Below are 22,103 nucleotides of genomic sequence, written 5' to 3'. Positions count from 1 at the left end.
CGCCCGATCGCGCCCCCGCACGAACACCGCGCCCCGGCGCGACGGGGCGCGGTGTTCACAGCGGGGCGCAACCTGTGGGAGCGCGGGAGCTGGACGACAAACGCGGCACTACTGCACGGTGACGAGCGTACCGAGCGGGAGGGCGTTGATCGCGGCCACGGCGTCGGCGTCGAGGCGGACGCACCCGTGCGACACCGCTCCGGAGGTCTCGGCGTTCCAGTGCATGCCGATGAGCCCGCCGTCGTGTCCGCCGTACGGCTCGTCGGCCGCGGCGGAGTGCAGCGAGGTGAGCTGGATCGGGTGGTCGCCGGTGCCCTGGGACGGGTCGACGTAGCGCTGCTCGAGGTACCCCGTCACGTCGGTCGGCGTCGGGGTGTCCGCCGTGCCGACCCCGGCCGAGAAGCGCTGCTGCACGGCGCCCGACGCGGAGACGATCGAGACGCTCTGGTCCTTCGTCGAGATCACGACGCGGGACGTCGGCGTCGACACTTCCGTCAGGGACGCGACCGGCACCCAGGCCGAGGTCTGCGCGGCGGCCGATCCCCCGGCTGCGGAGGGCAGCTGCTGCCGGGCGGGGGTGAGCACGAGTTCCCACGGGCCCTCGCGGCGGAGCCCCACGACGGTCGTCGGCTGCCGCAGGAAGTCCGTCGCGGCGAAGCGGGCGACGGGCTCCGTTCGGTCCGAGCCGAACAGCGGCGCGTCCGCTCGCAGCCGGAAGACGGTGTCCGTCGTGACGGTGTCCCGCACCGGCATCAGCCCGCCGATGACCGCGGAGTACTGCGCCTCCGGGAGCGCCGCGAGCGCGGAGTCGCTCACGGACGGCACGGCGGGGGCGGAGGCGACCGGCCGGGCGGACGTCGACGCGGTGGAGGACGGCGCGGGCGTGCCACCGAGGAGCGGGATCGTGACGGCGCCGGCGGCGACGACGGCCGCTGCCGCGATGCCGACGGTGGTCCAGATGGTGCGCTTGCGCATGGGGTGGAGGTGCCTTCCTGTGGAGGCCGGCGCGGCGTCGGGTCGCCGCGCCGGGCCTCCAGTCCGGTCGCTGTGGATCAGCCGCTGACGACGGGCAGGTGGATGCCGGTCGCCACCGGGCTGGTGCCGGTACCGGTACCGGTCCCGCCTGCCGCGGCGGGCGCCGCCGTGACGGTGATCGCGAGCGGGTCGGTCAGCACCGACGCACCGGACGCGTCCACGACGTCGATCGTGTGCGAGCCCGCAGCGGTGCCCGCCGGGATGACGACGCTGCCGGTGACGGCGCCGGAGGCGTCGGGCGTGAGCGTGCCGACGACGACCGGGTCGCTGTGCAGCACGACGCGGTAGGACTCGCCTGCGGTGAAGCCGGTCCCGGCGAGCGCGAGCGACGAGCCCGCCTGCACCGACGTGCCGTTCGGCGCGGTGAGGTGCGCGGACAGGACCGAGGCCTGCCCGCCGGTGGCGACCACCTTCACGGAGCCGTCGTCAGCGACCGCCACCGTGGCGCTCGTCGCGGCGGCGAGGTCGAGCCGCTCCCACGAGCCGCTCGCGCTGCCGGACTGGTCGAGCGGGTCACCCGACGCGATCTCGGTCTGCGCGAGCACCGAGGTGCGCTGGGCATCGGTGAGGGTCGGGAACGCGGTGAGGAGCAGGTTCTCCGCACCGGTCGGGACGCTCGGGGCGAGACCCGTCGTGCCCGTCGCGGCGAAGCCGTAGTCGAGGCGCTCGTGGTAGACCTTGACGGCCGACGCACGGTCGGTGACGATCTGGGACGTGCCGCCGGGGATGGCCTTGCCGCCGTAGGGGTCGTTCTCGTACGGCTTCTCCGCGGCGATGCAGTTCGCCAGGGTGTCGCCGCACTTCGACTCGAGGTACGCGGTGAGCTCGGCCCGGGCCGGCTCGAGGACCTGCGTGCGGTACTGGGTGTCCGACCAGCGGGCTGCGAGCGCGGCCTCGCCGTCGATGCGCCCGCCCATGATGTCGAGCGGGTAGTGCACGCCGAGGACGATGCGGTCGTTGCCGTTCTCCGACGTGCGGGCGAGGATCTCCGGCGCGAGCTCGGGGACGAGCGTCGCGAGGGTGATGCCGGCCTGGTACGCCGTCGTCGTGTGGCCGCTCGGGTACGAGCCGCCGGTGCAGATGCCCTTCGTGCCGTAGCCGGCGTCGAGCACGACGTCGTTCGGCGAGAACTCCTTCGTCGTGTCGGTCTGCGGCGCGACGCGGGTGATGTCGAGCGTGCCGTCGGCGCTGGCCCACGCCTTGCCGACCCGGTTCGGCGTCACGGACGAGGCGTTCACGGTGGCCGGGGCGCAGCCCGTCTGGTCGTCGCCGGCCGGGAGCGTGGCCGTCGTGGCGCCCGGCAGGTACGGACGCGGGTAGCTGAAGTGCGCCTTGGCGTCACCGGTGCTGACGTAGGCGCCGGTGGTGCCGTTCGAGCTGTTGATGAGGGCGCTCGTCAGCGGCAGGTCACCGTTCGTCCGGCCGTCGACGTAGATCTTCTCGAGCGCGTCGCCGAGGCCCTGCGCCACCGTGAAGGACTGGTCGTAGGCGGTGTTCGTGGCGTTGTTGTACTCGGAGTCCTGCAGCGCCGTGAACTGCTGCGCCTTCGTCGCGTTCTGGTTGATCCACGAGGTCAGCTCGTCGTTCTTCGCGAGCGTCGCGGGGTCGACGACGGTGCCGTGCAGGTCGTTGACGCCGCTGGACTTCCAGAACGCGTCGTAGCCGCTGAGCAGCGAGACGAGGTCCGGCTTCGTGGTGTCGCTCGGGTAGCTCGCGGCGGAGGCCGTGAGCGGGTTGCCGATGACCAGGGCCGTCGCGACGCCCGCGACGATCACCCCCGTGGCCATGGCGCGTGCGGATGTGCGCATGCGTGGTTGCCGTCCGGAGCCGGACGGCGCTCCTCTCTGTGGACCGACGGCGTCGGTGTCGACTGGGATCGACGTGACGGTATGGAGGCTCGGTGTCGGTCCGAGGAACGGCCGGGGTCAGGCAGGTGAACCGGTCGGTGTGTCTGTGCGGGTTCGCAGGTCGTACCACTCCGGTACGGGGCGGCGTTGCTCGGCCAACGGGTTTGGGGGGACGTCGCGCCACCGCCGCTGGAGTCTGCGCGGAGCATCGTCCCGCCACGAGACGAGCCCACCGGCCACGATCCCGAGGGCCAACACCGCGAAGGCGCCGATCCCGATGACGCCGGCGATCGCCATCGTGCCGAGGTCACCCCGCGCCGTCGCCGACACCGCGATCGACCCGAAGTCCCAGAACGCGTGCAGCAGCACCGGCAGCAGCAGGCCGCCCGAGAGCCGCCGGGCGACGTACAGCACGGAGCCGAAGGACGCCGCGAACACGACCTGGATCAGCGTGGGGCCGATGCCGGCGCCGGCGAGGGCGTTGAGCAGGTGCAGCAGGCCGAAGAGCACGCACGAGACGATCCACACGCCGAACTCGGGCAGCCGCCGCCGGAGCCCCACGAGCAGCACGCCGCGGGTCATCAGCTCCTCGAAGACCCCGACGAACAGCACGCCGATGCCGAGCAGCAGGAAGTAGTGCCACGGGAGCGCCGTCCAGTCGACGAGCGGCAGCCGGACCAGGCAGACGACGAGGATCAGCGCCGGGGCGATCCACGTCCAGCGCAGCGGGCTCCTGGTCGTGTCGACCGTCGCGATGCGCCACCAGCCCAGCGCCGTCACGACGACGGCGAGCGCCAGCGCGGCGATGCCCTCCGGGACGACGAGCGCCCGGACCACGCTGTCGACCGTCTCGCCGAGGGAGGGGTAGTCGTCGCTCGGTCGGGACCGCCAGGCGCTGATGCCGGCGAACACCACGAGGGGTGCGAGGCCGACCAGGAGCGACGGCGGGACGGGCCAGCGCCGTCGTTCGGATGCCATGCCTGTTTGTACCATTGCGGTATGCGACTCCCTTCTCTGTCCACGATGGCGGAGGATTACGTCAAGCTCATCTGGAAGGCCCGCGAGCGCGGTGACACCGGCATCGCCACCCGGGACATCGCCGCGTCGCTGAAGGTGTCCGCGTCGACCGTCTCGGGCAACCTCCGGAAGCTCGACCGCGACGGCCTGATCGAGCACACCCCGTACTACGGCGTCGTGCTCACGCCCCTCGGACAGCAGGTCGCCGTGGCGATGGTCCGGCGGCACCGCCTGATCGAGTCGTTCCTGGTGTCCCGGCTGGGCTACACGTGGGACGAGGTGCACACGGAGGCAGAGGCGCTCGAACACGCGGTGTCGGAGACGTTCCTCGACCGTGTCGACGCCGACCTCGGGCACCCGACGCACGACCCGCACGGTGACCCGATCCCGCGTGCAGACGGCACGCTGCCGGACTCCCCCGGGGCGCTCCTCGGCACGATCGCGCCCGGCGCCTGCGGGACCGTCGGTCGGGTGTCGGACGACGACCCCTCGCTGCTGCGGTACTTCGACGAGCTCGGCGTCGGGCTCGGCACCCACCTCCGCGTGGAGCAGGTCAGGGACTACGCGGGGGTCATCGCGGTGTCCCGGCGCTCGGAGGACGGCACGGAGTCCCTCGTCGACCTGCCTGCCGCTGCCGCCGCCGCGATCTGGCTGGCCCCCGACGCCGACTGACCCCGGGGCGCGCTCGCCTCGCGCTGCCCGCGCGTGCCGCCGTGCCGGGCCGCCCGTGCCGTCCGATCGCCTCGGCTCAGCTCGGCGCGCGCGAACCCGACTGGTCACGACACCCCGTTCACGTCCGCCGAACGGTCACGAGTCGTCGCCCGGTGCAGCCTGCACCGACGTTCTCCGACCACTCGCCGATCACGAACGGTGTGTCGGACACCGAACCTCGACGGACACCGAACCTCGACGGGCCCCGGCCCCCGGAGCCCCGCCCCGCCCCTACCGCAGCGCCGGGGACGACGGGCGCCGGAACGGGGCCGCGATCGTCGGCAGGATGTCGCGGCGGTTGATCCAGAACACCACGATGGCCGCGACGAGGTGCACGATGCTCAGCACCCAGCGCCCGTTGGTGTCCGTCACGAAGAACTGCACCGCGAACAGCGCCGCGAGCGCGATCGCCGACCAGCGGTGGAACCGCAGCGCGATGATGATCGCGACACCGAGCAGGGTCTGCGACGCGGTCAGCATGAACTCCTCGACCTGCCTCGAGTCGAGCGGCAGCCCGCCGGTCGTGCCACCGCCGAGGACGTGCGCGATCGGCAGCGACCCGACGAGCAGCGACCACTGGTTCACCTTCGACGCGATGAGCGTGCCGATCGCCGCCCCGCCCATGCCGCGCAGCGCGAACAGTGCCGCGACGATGAACTCCGGCGCCTCGGTCGCCAGCGGCGCGAGCCACTGCACGAGGAAGTAGCTGTCGATGCCGAGCGCACTGCCCGACTCGACGAGGGCGTCGGCGAACGGCTCCGCCGAGGACAGGATGACGGCGGCGGCCACGACGAACAGCGCGACGATCGTCCAGCGCCGGGCGCGCTGCGGCATCGACGCGATGTTCCCGGCCATGCCGACGATCTCCTCGTCCTCACCGTCGTCGTCCGACACCTTCGACGCGCGCCACAGGTACACGACGAACGCGGCGAGCAGGACGAACCCGAACCACATCGGGATGGACCCCATCAGCGGGATGAGGAACGCGATGACGGCGAGGAGCGCCAGGAACCCGATGTCCACCCGCGACGACCGCGACAGCTCGAGCACCCGGGTGGCGGAGGCGGGCAGGGACCCGGCGCGGACGAAGCGCCGTGCGACGAGCAGCGAGATGATCACCACGAGTGGCCACCCGAACCCGAGCAGCAGGCGGTTCGAGCCGGTCATGTTGGCGGCGGCGAACTGCTCGTACGACGGGTCGTACCCGGAGCGGAACGCGTAGTACAGGTCGACGGCGTACTCGGGCAGCACGGCGATGAGCGCCAGGATCGCGATGGCCAGCGCGCCGGCGATGTCCTTCTGTGCGGCCTCGGCGGCCCAGGCGAGCAGGAACGACGCGGCGACGACGGCCGCGCCGAAGACGAGCAGGTCGACGACGGGGTTCGGCGCGAACCCGCCGACCCGGAAGACGACGGCCGGCAGCGCGATGGCGATGCAGATCGCGATGCGACCCCAGGCACTCGCGCCCATCCGGGACACCGGCAGATCGCGCGCCGGTGCAGGAGACAGGGTGTTCGTCATGGTGGTCCTCGTGGTCGAGCCATGACGCGGCGCACGGGAGCGGCTTCGGCCATGGCGGAACGGCCGAAGGTCTCGCTCGCCCCGACCGGAGTCGAAGGTGGTGCACCGGGCCGATCGTCGTGATGGCCAGTGTGTCGATGCACGCGCTGGGAGCTACTCCCCTTCGACACCCACTCTGGCGCGCGCCGATCCGCATGTGCAAGCCGATCGGCCCTGTTCGGCACCCCGAATCCGGGACTTGGTGCGCCCGCCCCGGAACTCCGCGGACGCCCTCAGCCCTTGGCGGAACGCGTCCGGCCCAGCGCAACCTCGCGCCGAGCACGCTCGAGCGCCAGCGACGCCCCCGCGGAGGCGTCGTGCAGCAGCCGCGCGGTGTCCGCAGCGTGCGTCCGGACGGCCTCACCGCGACCGGCCGCGTCCTCGAGCACCGGCTCGACGACGTCCGCGCCGATTCCGACGAGCGCGCGACTCAGGGCGAGATGCGTCTCACAGTCCCCCTGGCCGAGCTGCACCGCGAGTCGGCGGGCGAGGTCGGCGCGTCCGTCGTCGGGCACGAGCACGACCGCGGCACGCCAGGCGGTGCGGACGACGCCGGGGTCGATGTCCCCGAGCCGCTCGGCCACCTGCGGGTACACCGAACCGTCCCCGATCTTCGAGAGCGTGTGCAACGCCTGGCTCCGCGCCTGGGCCTCCTGGCGCTCGAGCTCCGGGAGCACCCGCGGCACGACGCGCTCCGCCGGGAGCCGGATGAGCGCCCACGTGAGCATCTCCCGCACCTGGAAGTCCGGCTCGACGGCGCACTGCTCCACGAGCACGTCGAGGTCGGCCGGGTCCGGGGTGGTCCCCGCCGCCATGACCGCCCGGAGTCGAGCGGACGCGGTGCCGGTGGCGAGGACGTCGGAGAGCGTGGTCATGCCCCCAGTCTGCCGACTGCCACCGACCCCACTGCCACCGAGGTCACGGACCCCGAGCCGCTCGCAAGACCCGAGGCCTACGGTGGAGCGGTCGAACAGTTCCACCACGAAAGGACCCCCATGCCCCGCATCGGATCAAGCGACCTCACCGTGTTCCCCCTCGCCCTCGGCGGCAACGTCTTCGGCTGGACCGCCGACGAGTCGACCTCCCACCAGGTCCTCGACGCCTACACGGCGGCTGGCGGCGACTTCATCGACACCGCCGACGTCTACTCCGCCTGGGCTCCTGGCAACTCGGGCGGCGAGTCCGAGACCGTGATCGGCTCCTGGCTCGCGAAGTCCGGCAAGCGCGACGACGTCGTCATCGCGACGAAGGGCTCGCAGCACCCCGAGTTCCAGGGTCTCGGCGCCGACACCGTCGCGAAGGCCGCGCGCGCGAGCCTCCAGCGCCTCGGCACGGACCGCATCGACCTGTACTACGCGCACTTCGACGACCAGGACACCCCGCTCGAGGAGACCGTCCGCGCGTTCGACCAGCTCGTGCGCGACGGCATCGTCCGGTACACCGCGATCTCGAACTACTCGAAGGACCGCGCCGCGGAGTGGATCCGCATCGCGGACGAGCACGGCCTCGCGAAGCCCGTCGCGATCCAGCCGCACTACAACCTCGTGACGCGGGAGCCCTACGAGTCCGAGATCGCGCCGCTCGCCCACGAGCACGGCCTCGGCGTCGTGCCGTACTTCTCCCTCGCCGCCGGGTTCCTGACGGGCAAGTACCGCACGAAGGAGGACTTCGCCGGCAAGGACCGCGAGGGCCAGGTCTCCGGGTACTTCACCGATGCCGGCCTAGAGGTCGTCGACTCCCTGTCGACCATCGCGACCGCACACGACACCGAGATCGCCACGGTCGCGCTCGCCTGGCTGCAGGCGCAGCCCGACGTGGTCGCACCGATCGCCTCGGCGCGGAACCTCGAGCAGCTGCCGGCGCTCCTCGCCTCCGCCGAGCTGACGCTCACCGCAGACGAGCTGCAGACGCTGTCCGACGCCTCCGCGAAGGTGCCGGCCACGGCCTGAAACCGGACCACATGACGGACGGGAGGCTCCCCACCGGACCGGTGGGGAGCCTCCCGTCCGTCGTGTGGCCGGCTACGCGCTCGGCGCGAGCGATCCCGTCAGCGCGCCGCCGCCGGAGCGGGTGACGAAGCAGGACCAGAAGCGGTCACCCTTGTCCCACGCCGCCTGGTCTGGCGGGTAGACGCCCTGCACCTGGACGTCGCCGAAGCGGGCGGCAGTGGTCAGGTCGAGCCCTGCGGCGGACTGGCACTGGGTCGCCGCCTGGGTCTTCACGGCCTCGACGCCGGGGTAGGCGTCGCCGTCGATCGTCCCGCGCGCCGTGAGCTGGGCGGTGTGCTCCGCGCCGCAGTCCACGACCGTGAAGTCCTCGGCCCATGCGCTGTCGAACGGCGTCAGGCACTCCCCGCCGGCGAGTTCGTACCAGGGGTGCTGGCCGGGTGCCGCGGTCGAGGACGCGAAGGTGATCGTCGGCGCCGCGGCAGCCGTCGCGGGCGCTGATGGCTTCGTCGACGAGCCGGTCGTCACCTGAGCCGACGCCGCGGCAGGCGACTTCGTCGGCGGCACGGTCTTCTCCTCGATGTTGTTGCCGATGATCCAGCGGCTGAGCAGGAACACCGCGACGAGCATCACGACGATGATCGCGATCGCACCGCCGATGAGGAGCTGCTTGCCGCGCTTGCCCTCACCGCGGAGGCGCGCGACGCCCTCGTTGATGAAGTTGCCGCTGTCGGCGTCCGGCGGCACGGGCGAGCCTGCTGCGGACGGGGCGCGGCCGGGCGCCGGTGCGTGCGCGGGGGCGCCCATCGCGGGCATCATGCGGGTGCCGGTGTCGTGCGGGTCGTAGCCGGTCCCGCCGAGCTGGTCGACGGCCTGCGTGCCGAAGAGGTCCTTGATGGCGCTCGTGTCGCTGGTCTCGCGGCCGTCCCACTCGGACTGGTCGAGGTCCTGCTCGACGGCCGGCGGGAGGTGCGCGGGGTACTCGTCGGCCCTCGGCTTCGGCGCTGCCGGCTCGACGAGGGGCGGTGGCGCGATCGGGGCCGCGTCGTCGACGGCGTCGTCCACCGTGTCGCCGGGGAAGACCTCGCCGGTGCGTGCGGCCTCGTCGGCGAGCGACCAGCTGCCGCTGTCGGTGGGGTCGGGGTCGCGGTCGGGGTCGGGTTCGACCGTCTCCTGGACCGGCAGCGCGGTGGTCGCAGCGTCGGCGGCCACCGGGGCGGACACGGCGGGGGCCGGGGTGATCGGCACCTCGCCGGAGACCACGTCGTCCTCGGTGTCGTCCGCCAGGTGCCAGGAGCCGGCGCCGAGCGCGGTCGTGTCGAACGAGTTCGTGGTCAGGGTCGTCGGGACCTCGCCGGTCTCGTCGTCGTGGACAGCCCAGTCGAAGGGACGGCCGACGCTCGGACGCTCGGAGGCGTCAGCGCCCTGGATGCGGAGCAGGTCGGTGAAGCTCGGGGGTTCCTGGGACGACGGGAGCGTGTTCTCCACACCGACGGGCTGCTGGACGACGGGGCCAGTCGGGGTCGGCGTCGATCCGGTTGCGCGGCCGAGCCAGTCGACGTCGTCACGGCCCTCGCCGCGGGGGTCCGTCCGGCGTCGTTCGTCCTCGATCGCCCGGGTCTCGGCGGCACGCTGCTCCCGGTTCGCCTGCGCGGTCGGCAGCTGGATCGAGCTGGGGTGCGGTGCGGTCGACGTCGGGGGCACGGCGGCGGCCGGCGGGATGCGGCTGCCGAGGAGTGAGCGGTCCGGGTCGGACGTCGGCGGTGCGGGCTGGGACGGTGCCGCGAGCTGCTCCGGCATCGAGATCGCCTGGGTGGCGTTCTCGTCGTACGACGCTGGCGGGGTGGCCGGCGCGGGCTCGGCCGGTGCACGCTCGGCCGGCGCGGGCTCGGCCGGCGCGGGCTCGGCCGGCACCGGTTCCTCGGGTGTGAAGGGTTCCGGCAGCGGCGCACCGGTCTCGGCGGCGGCGCGTTCCGCCTCGCGACGCTCACGGCGTGACGGCCACTCGTCGGCCTTCCGTGGCGCACCGAAGATGTCGGCGGCACTGCGGAGTCCCGTGAAGCGAGCGTCCGTGGCGGACGCGGGACGAGCCTCCTGGCCGTCTGCCCCGGTGTCGGGGCCGCCGGTCTGGTCGGGCTCGTGCGCGTCGTCCGGACGCTCCTCGGTCACGCGGACAACCCCAGGTCGGCCAGTCCGATCGCCGCGAAGTACGGGTACCCGGCCGCCTCGATCTTCTCCTTCGCGCCGGTGTCGCGGTCGACGACGACGGCCACGGCGGCGACGATCGCGCCCTCGCGCTCGAGCGCTTCGGCGGCCTTGAGCGGCGAACCGCCGGTGGTGGAGGTGTCCTCGAGGACGATGACGCGCTTGCCGCGGAGGTCGGGGCCCTCGACCTGCTTGCCGCGACCGTGGTCCTTCGGCTCCTTGCGGACGACGAAGGCGTCGTACGTGCCACCACGGGCGGCGGCCTGGTGGAGCACGGCGCTCGCGATCGGGTCGGCGCCCATGGTGAGGCCGCCGACCGCGGAGACGTCGGGGACCTCGGCGATGAGGTCCGTCATCACCTGTCCGATGAGCGGCGCCACACGGTGGTCGAGGCTCACCTTGCGGAGGTCGATGTAGTACGTCGCCTTCTTCCCGCTGGTCAGGGTGAAGTCGCCGTGGAACACCGCCTCGGCCGTGATGTGGTCGATCAACTGCTCGCGCGCGTCCGTCACAGCGCACAAGGGTAGCCCGTCCGGGCCACGCAGCGCTCATCCAGCCTGCACGGACGGTCAGCCGCCCGCCCGTTCGTCCCGGGTCGGCGTCGGTACGATCCGGGTATGTCCCTCGATGCACCGTCGCGCCCAGCGGTCGGGGCATCCCGGTTCCGCGGCCTCGCCGGTGCGCTCGGGCGCGAGGCGATCGGGGCGCTCGTCGCGGTCGCGCTCGCCCTGATCGCGCTGCGGCACGTCCTGGCGACGGCCAGGGTCACGCTGCTCTGGTACGACGGCGACTCGGTGCTGCTGCCGATGGTGGTCCGGTCGATCCAGCTCGGCCAGCCCTTCGAGTGGGCGATGTCCCCCGCGCTGTTCTTCTTCCCGGAGCTGCCCGTCTACCTGGTCTGCTCCGCCGTCACCGCGACCCCGCAGCAGGCGCTGGCCCTGAACGGCGTGCTCGTCCTCGTGGGCGTCTACGCGCTCATGCGGGCGGTGGCGAACGAGCTCATGCCGTCCGCTCGACGCTCGGCACGCATCGCGGTGTCGGCCCTCGCGGTCGGGTTCCTGACGCTGCACGTGCTCACCGAGTCGTCAGCGTCCGCGACGTCGCTCGAGCTCGCGTCCCTGCTCCTCACGACCACCTACTACTACGGGGTCGTCCTCGCGCTCCTCGCCACTGCGGCGCTCGCGCTCCGGGCGATCCGGGTCGGCCGGGCGTCCGTCGCCGTGCTCGTGACGCTCGGGCTCGTCGCCGCGTGCACCACGGCGTCGAACCCCCTGTACGTCCCGTGGTCGGGTGCCCCGCTCGTCGTCACGCTGCTGCTCCTCGGTGTCGCGCGTCGGGTGCCGTGGCGTCCTGCCCTGTGGCTGTCCGGGGTCGTCGTCGCGGGCTCCGTCGCCGGGTACGTCCTGCGCATCCCGCTGCGACCGTTCGTCTCGCTCGACCCCTCGACGTACGTGCACCCCGAGCGCGCGGCGACGACGCTCGGCTTCTTCGCGTCGCTCACCGATGCCCGAGCGGCGACGGCGCTCGGCGACGCCGGGCTCGTCCTGATGCTCGTCGGGGTGCTGCTCGCCGTCGGTGGGACGGTCTGGGCCTGGCGGGTGCGGACCTCGCGCACCGTGCTCGTCGCGTCGCTGCTGCCGCTCGTGACGATCGTCGCCGTGTCCGTCGGGGTCGTCGTCGCCGGCTCGGAGACCCCGCGCTACCTGGAACCCGTCGTCGTCGCCCCGCTCCTGGCACTCGTCGCGGTGTGCGAGCTGACGCGGACCGCGGTCAGACGGACCCGGGTGCACCGGCCGCTCCGTGGCGTCCGGATGACACTCGCCATCGGCGCGGCGATCGTCATCGCCGCGGGTGTGGCCATGGCGCCGTCGACGCTCCGGGGGGTACGCACCGCGGCGTACGACCCCGCGACCTGCCTGGACCACTGGGCCGGTGGGCGCGACGTCGTCGGCGTCGGGCAGTTCTGGACCGTCCGTCCGCTCGCCGCCTACTCGTCGGAGAACGTCGGACTGCTCCAGGTGCGCGACACGTTCCAGACCTACCCATGGCTTGTCGACCTCGGTGCGTACCGCGACGCGCGGCCGACCTTCGTCGTCGTGGGATCAGGGGACGTCTGGTCCACCCCGGTGGAGGACTCCCTCGGGCCGCCGGCGTCGGTGACGCACTGCACCGGCTTCGACATCTGGGACTACGCCGGTACGGCCGGTGGGACGACCCTCCAGCAGGACGTCGTCGGGAGTGCCGGGACGATCCTGCGCGACCGCGGGTTCTGACGAGAGTTCTCCACAGCGGTGCGTCGGCTTCGCGTCTTCCCTGTACGGATGTATAGGCTCGCCCTCGATGACTCGTCCCGCCCAACGCCCCACGCACTCCCTCACCGCCCTGCGTCTGCGCCTGGCGGTGACCGGGTTCGCCCTGCTCGGGCTGACCGGCACGGTCGTCCTCGACGCTCCTCCGGCCAGCGCGGCGACCTACCCCTCGTGGGACGACGTCCTCGCCGCCCGCGGGCAGGAGTCGGCGAAGAACGGCCAGATCGCCGACATCCAGGACCTGATCGGGCAGCTCGGGGCGAAGGCCGACGCCGCCGTCGCCGAAGCCGAAGCACGCGGCAACGAGTACTCGGTCGCACAGCGGAAGGCCCAGCGCGCCGCCGAGAAGGAACAGACGCTCCGCGCGGACGCCCAGGAGCACGCCGAGATCGCCGAGCAGAGCGCCGCGCAGGCCGGGCAGTTCGCCGCACAGATGGCCAGGTCCGGCGGCGCGGACGTCACGACGAGCGTGCTCACCGGTGGAGAGGACGCACGTGACCTGCTGTACGACCTCGGCGCGCTGAGCAAGCTCTCCGAGCAGGCCGAGCGCGTCGAAGCCGCGGCCACCGCCGACGCCGCCGTCGCCCGGGCGCTCTCCGGGCAGGCCGACCGTGCCGCGCTGGCGCTGGCCGACCTCGCGAAGGCGGCCGAGGAGCGCATGGCAGAGGCACAGGCGGCATCCGACCGTGCCCAGGTGGCCTACGACGAGCAGCAGGACAACAAGGCGCGACTCGAAGCACAGCTCGCGACGCTGAAGTCCGGCCGTGTCCGGACTGAGGCCGAATTCGCCAAGGGCGAGGCCGAGCGCAAGGCAGCCGCGGAGCGTGCGGCCCGTGAAGCCGCGGCGGCAGCGGCACGTGCGGCAGCCGCGGCCAACAGCGGCGGCGGGTCGGGTGGTGGCGGCGGTGGGGCCGTCGGGTCGGGCTCCGGCAGCGGGTGGGTCCGTCCCGCCGGCGGCTGGATCACGAGCTCGTACGGCACGCGTGTGCACCCCATCACCGGCGCGACGAGCTTCCACGACGGCATCGACCTCGGCAGCGGCTGCTCGACGGCGATCGTCGCCGCGTCGGCCGGCACGGTCGAGTACGTCGGGTGGTACGGCGGGTACGGCAACTACGTGCGGATCAACCACGGCAACGGCGTGAAGAGCGCGTACGGCCACATCGTCAGCGGTGGGTTCCGTGTGTCTCCCGGGCAGCAGGTCGCCGCGGGGACGCTCGTCGCGCTCGTCGGGTCCACGGGGAACTCGACCGGGTGCCACCTGCACTACGAGACCCACGTGGGCGGTGGCACCACCAACCCGGTGCCGTTCATGGCCGCGCGCGGGGTCGGCTTCTAGCGGTCCCGACGCCCTCGGGTCAGACCTCGTCCTCGTCGAGGTTCCAGAGGGCGCGGTACCAGGCCGTCCGTTCCTCGTCGAAGGGGACGCCGTACGCCTCGTGGAACAGCTGCTCCCATCCGGGACCGTGGTTCCACCCGAGCGCCATCGTGGCGACGGCGATGTCGGCCCAGCGGTCGGCGATCCCGAGCGCACCGAGGTCGACGTGCCCGTACCAGCGCCGGTCCGCCCCGATGAGGGTGTTCGGCGTGCAGGGGTCGCCGTGACACACCACCGTGCGGTCCGACGCCGGTTCGGGGCCGAGCGCCGCGGGGTCGGACCCGGCCGCACGCGCCCGCGCCGTCCGGTCCGACGTCGACCACGCGAAGGGGCAGTCGTCGACCGGCAGTGTGTCGTGCATCGCCCGGAGGCCCTCCCCCACGGCGATCACGGCGGTCCGGGGCTCGTCGCGCCATCGGGGGTCCACGGCGCTCCATCCCGGTAGCGCGCGGGTCCGGAGCCAGGCACCGTGCTCGTCCGCGTCGTGCTCGACGACCTCCGGCACGCGGAGCCACCGGCCGGCCCAGGTCAGGCGTGCCGCTTCGGCCGCGATCCAGGCCGCGTAGTGGGTCGGCACCCACTTGACGTACTCCTCGGCGGACCCGACGCTCCCGTCGCCACCGATGCGGAACGTCCTCCCGCCGATCTCGTTCACCCACACGGGGACGGCTCGTCGATCGCCGACGATCCGGGCGACGGGCTCCGGCACCGTGACGGGGGCGCCGGGGATCTGCGACCCGAGGGAGCTCATCGTCAGTGCACGCGGTCCGGCCGGGACGACCCCGATCCCCCGCGCGCGATCTGCAGGAGGACGGGCAACCGCTCGCCGAGCAGGGCGTCGAGGTCGGTGACGATCTCCTCGATCCGGTCGGCGATCTCCCGCGGCGATGCGCCCTTCCGCGGGCGGACCTTGATGCGCAGCGCCCGGCGGCTGCGCACGCGGTAGACGTCGACCGCGAGCGAGGCGACCTGCGGAAGGTCCCCGATGGCTGACGAGAGCGCGTGCTGGACGGCAGCGGCATCGATGCGGACCTCGCCGGGGAGCCCGTCCGCGGCCCCGTCGTCCTCGATCACGGTGCCGACACGGCCACCGCCGAGTGTCGTGAGGACGATCAGCGCGAGGACGCCGAGCACGACCGCTCCGCCGAGCACCCACGCCCATGCGGCGATCGAGGCGTCACGGGATGCGTCCGCACCGAGGTCGCGGAGCGACGCGCGTGCCGCCTGGTGCCAGAGATCGGCGGCCTGCGGGACCGTCTGCACGAGCACGGTCCCGAGTCCCCCGACGAGCAGTGCCAGCCCGACGATGACGAGGGCGATGCGTCCGAGCGCCCGGTTCGTGGCGTTCATCCGTCCACCCGTCCGGTCGGCTGGACACGGACCCGGGCGGAGATCGACGGCGTGGTGTCGATCTCCGCGAACTCGCGCTCGACGGCGTCGGTCGCAGCGACTGCCGGCACGTCGACACCGGCAGCCGGACGGAGGACGACCTCGACGGTGCGACGGCCGACGGTTCCCACGGCCGCGTCGGGTCCGAGTCGTGTGGCGCTCCGGGCAGCGCGTGCCGCGGCGGAGGCGAGGACCTCGTCGTCCACGACGATCGCGAGCCGCCTGGACGACATCGTGTGACGGGGGCGTCGCTGCGGCAGGACGCCCTGCAGCAGGAACACCAGGCCGATGACCGCGACGACGGCGCCGGTGACGACCACGATGGCGTCGACGAGTCCGCGCGGCGCACGGGCAGCGCCGTCGACGACGGCACGGGGATCGATGCCGAGGACGTTCTGGTCGAGGAACACCAGCGCAGCGGCGAACACGGCGGCTGCGGCGACGACGAGTGCGACCAGGACGGCGACGACCACGCTGCCCGATCGGGACACGTGGGTCTCGCGCCGCAGGACGCGGCGGTACACGGCGTCGTGCTCCCCCGATGCCGGCGCAGACGGCGACGAGGTCGGTGACGACACCGGCGACGAAGTCGGTGACGACACCGGCGGCGAAGCCGGTGGCGGGATCGAGCTCATCGGACTCTCCTCGGGGCGTCGACGACCGACGACGCGAACGTGATGGTGACCCGCTCGACCTGTCGCCCGGTGATGGTGTTCAGGCGCTCGGCGATGGTCGCGCGAGCCCGGTGCGCCGTGTGGACCACCGGTTCGTCGGGCACCGCGTGGGAACCGAGCACGGGCACGGCGAGCGGGGAGGTGATCTCGACCGCCAACGATCCGCGACCGTCGTCGGCGACCCGGGCACGGACCTCCCGGACGGGTGTGCGGAGCGCTTCGGCCGCGACGGCCTGCGCGGTCCGGACCAGCGCCGTCGTGCCGATGCGGTCGTACCCGGCGACGCGCGGCACCGCGACCGCACGGGACGGCGCGGTACCGGACGAGGCGATCGGCGGCACGTCGGCCGCCGGACTCACGACGAGCTCCGGCGTCCGCGCAGCACGTCGAGCAGGCGTCGGAAGTCGATGTCCCCGGTGACGATCCGCGCCACGACACCGCCGACGATCATGAAGACGGCCACGACGACGAACGCCCAGAAGCCGAGCGTGACGGCGACGATCGCCAGCAGGGCGCCGACCCCCATCCCGACGACGGTGGCGTTCACCGGACGCGACCCTCGGCCTCGTCGGGTGCGCCGCCCAGTGCCGGGATGTTGACGTCGTTGATCGCGATGTTGACCTCGGTGACCTCGAGGCCGACGAGCTCGGTGACGGCGTCGGTCACGGCCGCGCGGACTGCGGACGCGACCTCCATCATCGGCGTCGGGTAGTCGACCACGATCGTCAGGTCGACGGCGACCTGGGTCTCGCCGACCTCGACGCGGACGCCCTGGCCGAGTGCGCTGGAACCGATGGCGTCACGGATGGCACCGAAGGCCCGCGCCGCGTTGCCGCCGAGGGCGAAGACGCCGGGCACGTCGCGGGCGGCGATGCCCGCGATCTTCGCGACGACCTGGTCGTCGATGATGGTCTTGCCGGCGCTGGTCACCTGCGTGGTGACGCTCCCGGTGGTCGGGTTCCCGTCGACGCGGTTCGTCGTCGATGCCATGATCGTGCTCCTCACGCTCCGTGCGATGTCCTGCTCCCAGGCAACACCATCGTGCCGCACGCCGCCCGAGCAGCGGCATCCCCGCGTCGCCCGCACCGCGCCGTCGGTCGCGACCGGTAGGTTCGACACCATGCGCGTCGCGACCTGGAACGTGAACTCCGTCCGCACCCGAGTCGGCCGTGTCGTCGACTGGCTCGTCCGCGAAGACGTCGACGTGCTCGGCATGCAGGAGATCAAGTGCAAGCCGGAGCAGTTCCCGGTCGAGGCGTTCGAGGCCGCCGGCTACCAGGTCGAGGCGCACGGCCTGAACCAGTGGAACGGCGTCGCCTTCGCCAGCCGCCTGCCGATGACCGACGTCACCCGTGATTTCCCCGGCCAGCCCGGCTTCCTCAAGGGACACGAGGGTCCCGATCTCCCCGTCGAGGCCCGCGCGATCGGCGTCACCGTCGACGACGTCCGGCTCTGGAGCCTGTACGTCCCGAACGGCCGGGAGATCGGTGACCCGCACTACACCTACAAGCTCGACTGGCTCGCGCAGCTGGCCGACCGCACCACGTCGTGGCTCGAGGCGGACCCGGACCTGAAGCTCGCGCTGATGGGCGACTGGAACGTCGCACCGCTCGACTCCGACGTCTGGGACGTTTCCGTCTTCGAGGGGCACACGCACGTCACCGAGCCGGAGCGTGCCGCCTTCCGCGCGTTCGAGGAACGGGGGCTGCAGGACGTCGTCCGACCCCTGGTGCCGTCCGGCTACACCTACTGGGACTACAAGCAGCTGCGGTTCCCCCGTGGCGAGGGCATGCGCATCGACTTCGTCATGGGATCGCAGGGGTTCGCCGACGTCGTCACGGGTGCGTCCATCCACCGGGACGAGCGGAAGGGCGACGCCCCGAGCGACCACGTGCCGGTCGTCGTGGACCTGGATCTCGAGACCTCCCTCGACGACGACCGCCCGATGATCTTCTGACGCGCGCGGCGCGCTCGGCGCGCTCGCGCCCGCGCTCGCGCACCTGCGCAGTCCGCACCCACCGGTCGCGACACCCCGCTCGCGTCTGCCGACAGGCCACGAAGCGTCGGTCGTGACGACCGTCGCCGACGGTCTGCGACCGCTCGACGCGCGGCCGACGGGGTGTCGCGACCACTCGACGCGCGGCGTGGGATTGGCCGAACGGGAGGCCCGTGGCGGGCTGATAACGCGCCTCCCGTCCGTCGGTGGACCGCCGCCACTGCGCGCCGCGGTCCCGCGCCCGCGCCCGCGCAGTCCGCACCCACCGGTCGCGACACCCCGCTCGCGTCTGCCGACAGGCCACGAAGCGTCGGTCGCGACGACCGTCCCCGACGGTCTGCGACCGCTCGACGCGCGGCCGACGGGGTGTCGCGACCACTCGACGCGCGGCGCGCCGCCGCGGCGCCGCCGGCCCGCGCGCTACGGGTGCAGGAGCGCGGCGATCCCGACGAGCACCGGGACGGCGCCGAGCGTCGAGATGAGCACCACGTCACGGGCGACGGGCACCGCCGCGTCGTACCGCTGCGCGTAGTTGAAGACGTTCTGCGCCGCCGGCAACGCCCCGAGCGTCGTCAGGACGAACACCTGCTGGTCGTCGAGCCCGAACACGAACCGTGCGAGCACGAACGCCACCGCTGGCATCACGACGAGCTTGATCGACGACGCCACGATGACGTCCGTCCGGATCGCCGGGTCACGGAGGGGTGCAGCGCCGTGCAGGCTCATCCCGAACGACAGCAGCACGAGCGGCACGGCGGCGGCACCGACGAGCGAGAACGGCTCGAGTACCGGATCCGGCAGCTCGATCCGGAAGGCGGAGAACACCAACCCCGTCAGCGAGGCGATGATCAGCGGGTTCGTCACCGGCCCGAGCACCCGGCGCTCCCACCCGCCCCCGGACGCCGTCGCGGTGTCGAGTACGGTCAGTGCGATCGGGGCCATCACGACGAGCTGCAGCAGGATGACGGGCACGACGGCGGTGGCCTGCCCGAGCACGTACACGGCGACCGGCAGGCCGATGTTGTTCGCGTTCACGTAGCTCGCAGCCAGCGCCCCGACCGTCGTCGTCGTGATCGAGCGCCGCAGCACCAGGGCGAACACGAGCGCCGTGCCGAGCGCCACGAGCACGGCACTGAGCAGCGACACCCAGAGCATCGGCGACACCAGCGAGGCGATGTCCGCCGTGGCGATCGTGTGGAAGAGCAGGCACGGCATCAGCACGAAGAACGCCAGTCGGCTGATCACGAACTGGGCGTGCGGCCCGAGGAGCCCGATGCGCCCGACGACGTACCCGGCCGCGATGATCGCGCCGATGATCGCGAAGCCGATCAGAACGCCACTCATCACCCCCATCCTGTCAGTCCCGCGGCAGCCCCGCACCGGGCGCGGCAACGGATGCGGCACCGCCCGACATGTGACGTCGTACAGACCGGAAATGCGAACGCATCGAATACCGTTGACGGCATCATGACCAACGCCACGACGCTCACCCGTTCGACCGACTCGAGCCAGCCGCTCGTCCCGCTCCTCGAGGAACGGTGGAGCCCCCGCTCCTACGACGAGTCCGCGACGATCTCCGACGAGCAGCTCGACGCCGTGCTCGAGGCCGCTCGCTGGGCACCGTCGGCCATGAACCTGCAGCCACGCCGGTTCGTCGCCGCGCGCCGTGGCACGGACGCTTTCCGGAAGATCACGGACAACCTGCTCGGCTTCAACGCCGGCTGGGCGTTCCGCGCGAGCGCCCTCGTCGTGGGCATCCTCGAGACGACGAACGAGCAGGGCGAGCCGCTCCGCTACGCCGAGTACGACCTCGGTCAGTCCCTCGCGGCGCTGACCGTCCAGGCGCACGCCGAGGGCCTGCACGTCCACCAGATGGCCGGCATCGACGCCGCCGGCCTCGCCGCCGCCTTCGACCTGCCGGAGCGCTTCGTGCCCTTCACCGTCACGGCGATCGGCACCGTCGCGGACCCGTCGCAGCTCGAGGAGAAGGCCGCAGAGCGTGAGGTCGCCCCGCGCACCCGCATCGCACTCGACGAGGTCGTCCTCGTCAAGGAGTAACCGCACCAGCAGCACGACCGCGGCCGGGACCCGCACGTGCATCCCGGCCGCGTAGTATGTACAGACATGCAGCCCGAGATGAACTTCTACACCCGCAAGTGGGTCCGGCCGGAGGACCTCAACGCGAACGGCACGCTCTTCGGTGGAAGCCTGCTCCGCTGGATCGACGAAGAGGCCGCGGTGTACGCGATCATCCAGCTCGGCAACGGCAAGGTCGTCACCAAGTACATGTCCGAGATCGAGTTCGTCTCCTCGGCGAAGGAGGGCGACATCGTCGAGATCGGCCTCGTCGCGACCCGGTTCGGCCGGACCTCGCTGACGATGCGGGCCGAGGCGCGGAACCTCTTCACGCACCGCAGCATCCTCACCATCGACGAGGTCGTGTTCGTCAACCTTGACGTCGACGGCAACCCGGCCCCGCACGGCTACACGGAGATCACGTACGCTCGCGACCGGGTTCCCGCAACGATCCACTGATCCCCGCAGCCCTGAGGATCGGGGACATGTCGCATGACAGAATCGACGGCATGACCGCACCACGTCTCGTCGCGTTCGATCTGGACGACACCCTCGCCCCGTCGAAGTCCGCGCTCGACCCGCGCATGCTCGACACCTTCGCCGCCCTGCTCGACGTGGTCCCGGTCGCCGTGATCAGCGGCGGCAACTTCCACCAGTTCGAGCAGCAGCTCGTGACGCCCCTGCGACACCGTGACGGTCTCACGCTCGACGACCTGCACCTGCTCCCCACCTGCGGCACCCGGTACTACCGCTGGTCCGACGACGATTGGGCGCTGCAGTACGCCGAGGACCTCACCGACGCCCAGAAGCAGCAGGCCCTCGCCGCGGTCGAGTCCCAGGCGAAGGCCGCCGGCTACTGGGAGTCCGAGACCTGGGGTGCCATCCTCGAAGACCGCGGGTCACAGATCACGTTCTCGGCCCTCGGTCAGGCCGCGCCCGTCGCCGCGAAGAAGGTGTGGGACCCGACGGGTGCCAAGAAGGACGACCTCCGGCGCCGCGTGCAGGCCGAGCTCCCCGACCTCGAGGTCCGTTCCGGCGGATCCACCAGCATCGACATCACCCGCAAGGGCATCGACAAGGCGTACGGCATGCAGCGTCTGGCCGAGCTCACCGGCATCGCGCTCGACGACATGCTGTTCGTCGGGGACCGCCTCGACCCCGAGGGCAACGACTACCCGGTGAAGGCGCTCGGCGTCCCCTGCCATGCGGTGGAGGGCTGGGAGGACACGGACGCGTTCCTCACCGAGCTGATCCCGACGCTCGGTCGCGCCCGCGCCTGACGGCGCAACGCCGGTACGGCGCAGCCACGGACAGGAGGCACGGGTCGGCCCCGTCAGGGCAGGCTGCGGACCGCCTCGACGAACGCCCGGATCTTCGCCGGGTCCTTGACGCCACGCTCGGACTCGACACCGCTCGACACGTCGACCCCGTCGGGGTCCAGGCTCTCGACCGCAGCCACGACGTTCGCCGGCGTGAGGCCCCCTGCGAGGATCCACGCTTCGTCGACCTTGCCGGTGACGGACGCGGGATCGATCAGCCGTCCGCTGCCGGGCACCGCGGCGTCGAGCAGCAGCAGGTCGTGGTCGTACGACGCCCGCTGTTCCGCGGACTCGGCGAGGTAGGCATCCGCCGACACCGCTCGGATCGTGAAGAACCCGGCGTCCCGGGCACGCGCGAAGTCGGTCGCCGACTCGCCGCCGTGCAGTTGGAGGGTCGTGAGGCCCACCGCTGACGCGATCCCGACGATCTCGTCGATCTCCTGGTCGCGGAACACGCCGACGGCGTCGATCCCGTCCGGCACCCGCTCGACGAGCTCCTTCGCGCGGTCGGCGGTCACGGTCCGGGGACTGCCAGCGGCGAAGACGAACCCGACCGCGTCGGCACCGGCGTCGATGGCGGCGTCCACGGTCTCGGGCGTCGACAGGCCGCAGATCTTGATCCAGCGCTGGTCGGTCATGCA

Annotated in this window: 23 protein-coding genes; 8 read left to right on the top strand and 15 right to left on the bottom strand. The window is 72.4% G+C overall.

Translation table 11 applies throughout. From position 1 onward, the window contains the following. Window positions 1-108: 108 nt before the first annotated feature. The 3 genes from QK288_RS05695 to QK288_RS05685 all read right to left on the bottom strand — a co-directional run bounded on the left by QK288_RS05695 (window position 109) and on the right by QK288_RS05685 (window position 3,860). The gene (locus tag QK288_RS05695; protein ID WP_281266838.1) at window positions 109-975 is read right to left on the bottom strand and encodes a L,D-transpeptidase; all 867 of its coding nucleotides are present in this window, start codon (window positions 973-975) and stop codon (window positions 109-111) included. 77 nt (window positions 976-1,052) lie between these two features. After that, the gene (locus QK288_RS05690) at window positions 1,053-2,843 is read right to left on the bottom strand and encodes a phosphatase PAP2 family protein (RefSeq protein WP_281266837.1); all 1,791 of its coding nucleotides are present in this window, start codon (window positions 2,841-2,843) and stop codon (window positions 1,053-1,055) included. Between the two features lie 117 nt (window positions 2,844-2,960). After that, window positions 2,961-3,860 carry a CPBP family intramembrane glutamic endopeptidase gene (locus QK288_RS05685; RefSeq protein ID WP_281266836.1) on the bottom strand — a complete coding sequence of 300 codons (900 nt, stop codon included), beginning with the start codon at window positions 3,858-3,860 and terminating at the stop codon, window positions 2,961-2,963. A 21-nt stretch (window positions 3,861-3,881) separates the two neighbouring features. On the opposite strand from QK288_RS05685, the gene QK288_RS05680 reads away from it, so the two are divergent. Next, window positions 3,882-4,571, top strand: coding sequence for a metal-dependent transcriptional regulator (locus QK288_RS05680; protein WP_281266835.1), 690 nt, complete (start codon window positions 3,882-3,884; stop codon window positions 4,569-4,571). Window positions 4,572-4,841: 270 nt separating this feature from the next. Here QK288_RS05680 and QK288_RS05675 read toward each other — a convergent pair whose 3' ends face one another. Both QK288_RS05675 and QK288_RS05670 read right to left on the bottom strand, forming a co-directional pair. After that, window positions 4,842-6,131, bottom strand: a complete 1,290-nt coding sequence (locus QK288_RS05675; protein WP_281266834.1) for a sodium:proton exchanger — start codon at window positions 6,129-6,131, stop codon at window positions 4,842-4,844. Between the two features lie 272 nt (window positions 6,132-6,403). After that, the gene (locus QK288_RS05670; protein WP_281266833.1) at window positions 6,404-7,045 is read right to left on the bottom strand and encodes a HEAT repeat domain-containing protein; all 642 of its coding nucleotides are present in this window, start codon (window positions 7,043-7,045) and stop codon (window positions 6,404-6,406) included. Window positions 7,046-7,165: 120 nt separating this feature from the next. Here QK288_RS05670 and QK288_RS05665 point away from each other — a divergent pair, with 120 nt between their 5' ends. Beyond that, window positions 7,166-8,119 carry an aldo/keto reductase gene (locus tag QK288_RS05665; protein ID WP_281266832.1) on the top strand — a complete coding sequence of 318 codons (954 nt, stop codon included), beginning with the start codon at window positions 7,166-7,168 and terminating at the stop codon, window positions 8,117-8,119. Window positions 8,120-8,191: 72 nt separating this feature from the next. Here the strand turns inward: QK288_RS05665 and QK288_RS05660 are convergent, their stop codons facing one another. Both QK288_RS05660 and pyrE read right to left on the bottom strand, forming a co-directional pair. Further along, complete coding sequence (locus QK288_RS05660; protein ID WP_281266831.1) at window positions 8,192-10,285, bottom strand: septum formation family protein; 2,094 nt, start codon at window positions 10,283-10,285, stop codon at window positions 8,192-8,194. Beyond that, on the bottom strand, window positions 10,282-10,833 hold the full coding sequence (gene pyrE / locus QK288_RS05655) for an orotate phosphoribosyltransferase (protein ID WP_281266830.1): 552 nt from the start codon (window positions 10,831-10,833) through the stop codon (window positions 10,282-10,284). The genes QK288_RS05660 and pyrE overlap by 4 nt, the downstream gene beginning before the upstream one ends. A gap of 105 nt (window positions 10,834-10,938) precedes the next feature. On the opposite strand from pyrE, the gene QK288_RS05650 reads away from it, so the two are divergent. Together QK288_RS05650 and QK288_RS05645 are read left to right on the top strand one after the other, a co-directional pair. Then, window positions 10,939-12,594: a hypothetical protein gene (locus QK288_RS05650; protein ID WP_281266829.1), complete on the top strand. Its 1,656-nt coding sequence runs from the start codon at window positions 10,939-10,941 to the stop codon at window positions 12,592-12,594. A gap of 67 nt (window positions 12,595-12,661) precedes the next feature. Next, window positions 12,662-13,969: a M23 family metallopeptidase gene (locus QK288_RS05645; RefSeq protein WP_281266828.1), complete on the top strand. Its 1,308-nt coding sequence runs from the start codon at window positions 12,662-12,664 to the stop codon at window positions 13,967-13,969. A gap of 19 nt (window positions 13,970-13,988) precedes the next feature. Here the strand turns inward: QK288_RS05645 and QK288_RS05640 are convergent, their stop codons facing one another. From QK288_RS05640 to QK288_RS05615, 6 genes are read right to left on the bottom strand one after another with little or no spacing between them, the layout of a single operon-like run. Beyond that, entirely contained in the window at window positions 13,989-14,759 is a 771-nt protein-coding gene (locus QK288_RS05640; RefSeq protein WP_281266827.1) for an aminoglycoside 3'-phosphotransferase, read from the bottom strand. Window positions 14,760-14,761: 2 nt separating this feature from the next. Then, window positions 14,762-15,358 carry a hypothetical protein gene (locus tag QK288_RS05635; protein ID WP_281266826.1) on the bottom strand — a complete coding sequence of 199 codons (597 nt, stop codon included), beginning with the start codon at window positions 15,356-15,358 and terminating at the stop codon, window positions 14,762-14,764. Next, the gene (locus tag QK288_RS05630; protein WP_281266825.1) at window positions 15,355-16,032 is read right to left on the bottom strand and encodes a hypothetical protein; all 678 of its coding nucleotides are present in this window, start codon (window positions 16,030-16,032) and stop codon (window positions 15,355-15,357) included. The genes QK288_RS05635 and QK288_RS05630 overlap by 4 nt, the downstream gene beginning before the upstream one ends. Then, window positions 16,029-16,430, bottom strand: a complete 402-nt coding sequence (locus tag QK288_RS05625; protein WP_281266824.1) for a hypothetical protein — start codon at window positions 16,428-16,430, stop codon at window positions 16,029-16,031. Before QK288_RS05625 ends, QK288_RS05630 begins: the two co-directional genes overlap by 4 nt. Further along, the gene (locus QK288_RS05620) at window positions 16,427-16,618 is read right to left on the bottom strand and encodes a hypothetical protein (RefSeq protein WP_281266823.1); all 192 of its coding nucleotides are present in this window, start codon (window positions 16,616-16,618) and stop codon (window positions 16,427-16,429) included. The genes QK288_RS05625 and QK288_RS05620 overlap by 4 nt, the downstream gene beginning before the upstream one ends. Next, window positions 16,615-17,061: an Asp23/Gls24 family envelope stress response protein gene (locus QK288_RS05615; RefSeq protein ID WP_281266822.1), complete on the bottom strand. Its 447-nt coding sequence runs from the start codon at window positions 17,059-17,061 to the stop codon at window positions 16,615-16,617. The genes QK288_RS05620 and QK288_RS05615 overlap by 4 nt, the downstream gene beginning before the upstream one ends. Window positions 17,062-17,191: 130 nt before the next feature. On the opposite strand from QK288_RS05615, the gene QK288_RS05610 reads away from it, so the two are divergent. After that, window positions 17,192-18,028, top strand: a complete 837-nt coding sequence (locus tag QK288_RS05610) for an exodeoxyribonuclease III (RefSeq protein ID WP_281266821.1) — start codon at window positions 17,192-17,194, stop codon at window positions 18,026-18,028. A 459-nt stretch (window positions 18,029-18,487) separates the two neighbouring features. Here QK288_RS05610 and QK288_RS05605 read toward each other — a convergent pair whose 3' ends face one another. After that, window positions 18,488-19,411 carry an AEC family transporter gene (locus QK288_RS05605; RefSeq protein WP_281266820.1) on the bottom strand — a complete coding sequence of 308 codons (924 nt, stop codon included), beginning with the start codon at window positions 19,409-19,411 and terminating at the stop codon, window positions 18,488-18,490. 123 nt (window positions 19,412-19,534) lie between these two features. On the opposite strand from QK288_RS05605, the gene QK288_RS05600 reads away from it, so the two are divergent. From QK288_RS05600 to QK288_RS05590, 3 genes are all read left to right on the top strand, one after another. Continuing rightward, window positions 19,535-20,125, top strand: coding sequence for a nitroreductase family protein (locus tag QK288_RS05600; RefSeq protein ID WP_281266819.1), 591 nt, complete (start codon window positions 19,535-19,537; stop codon window positions 20,123-20,125). 66 nt (window positions 20,126-20,191) lie between these two features. Then, a complete protein-coding gene (locus QK288_RS05595; protein ID WP_281266818.1) occupies window positions 20,192-20,602 on the top strand; it encodes a hotdog domain-containing protein in 411 nt (136 codons plus the stop codon). Between the two features lie 50 nt (window positions 20,603-20,652). Further along, window positions 20,653-21,423, top strand: coding sequence for an HAD-IIB family hydrolase (locus tag QK288_RS05590; RefSeq protein WP_281266817.1), 771 nt, complete (start codon window positions 20,653-20,655; stop codon window positions 21,421-21,423). 53 nt (window positions 21,424-21,476) lie between these two features. On the opposite strand, the gene QK288_RS05585 is transcribed toward QK288_RS05590, so the two are convergent. Next, entirely contained in the window at window positions 21,477-22,100 is a 624-nt protein-coding gene (locus tag QK288_RS05585) for a phosphoribosylanthranilate isomerase (RefSeq protein WP_281266816.1), read from the bottom strand. Window positions 22,101-22,103 lie beyond the last annotated feature (3 nt).

The sequence above is a fragment of the Curtobacterium sp. 9128 genome (genome assembly GCF_900086645.1).
GTDB lineage: Bacteria > Actinomycetota > Actinomycetes > Actinomycetales > Microbacteriaceae > Curtobacterium.
The sequence above is the reverse complement of the archived record's forward strand: the minus strand, read 5'-3'. Positions and strand labels throughout refer to the sequence as shown.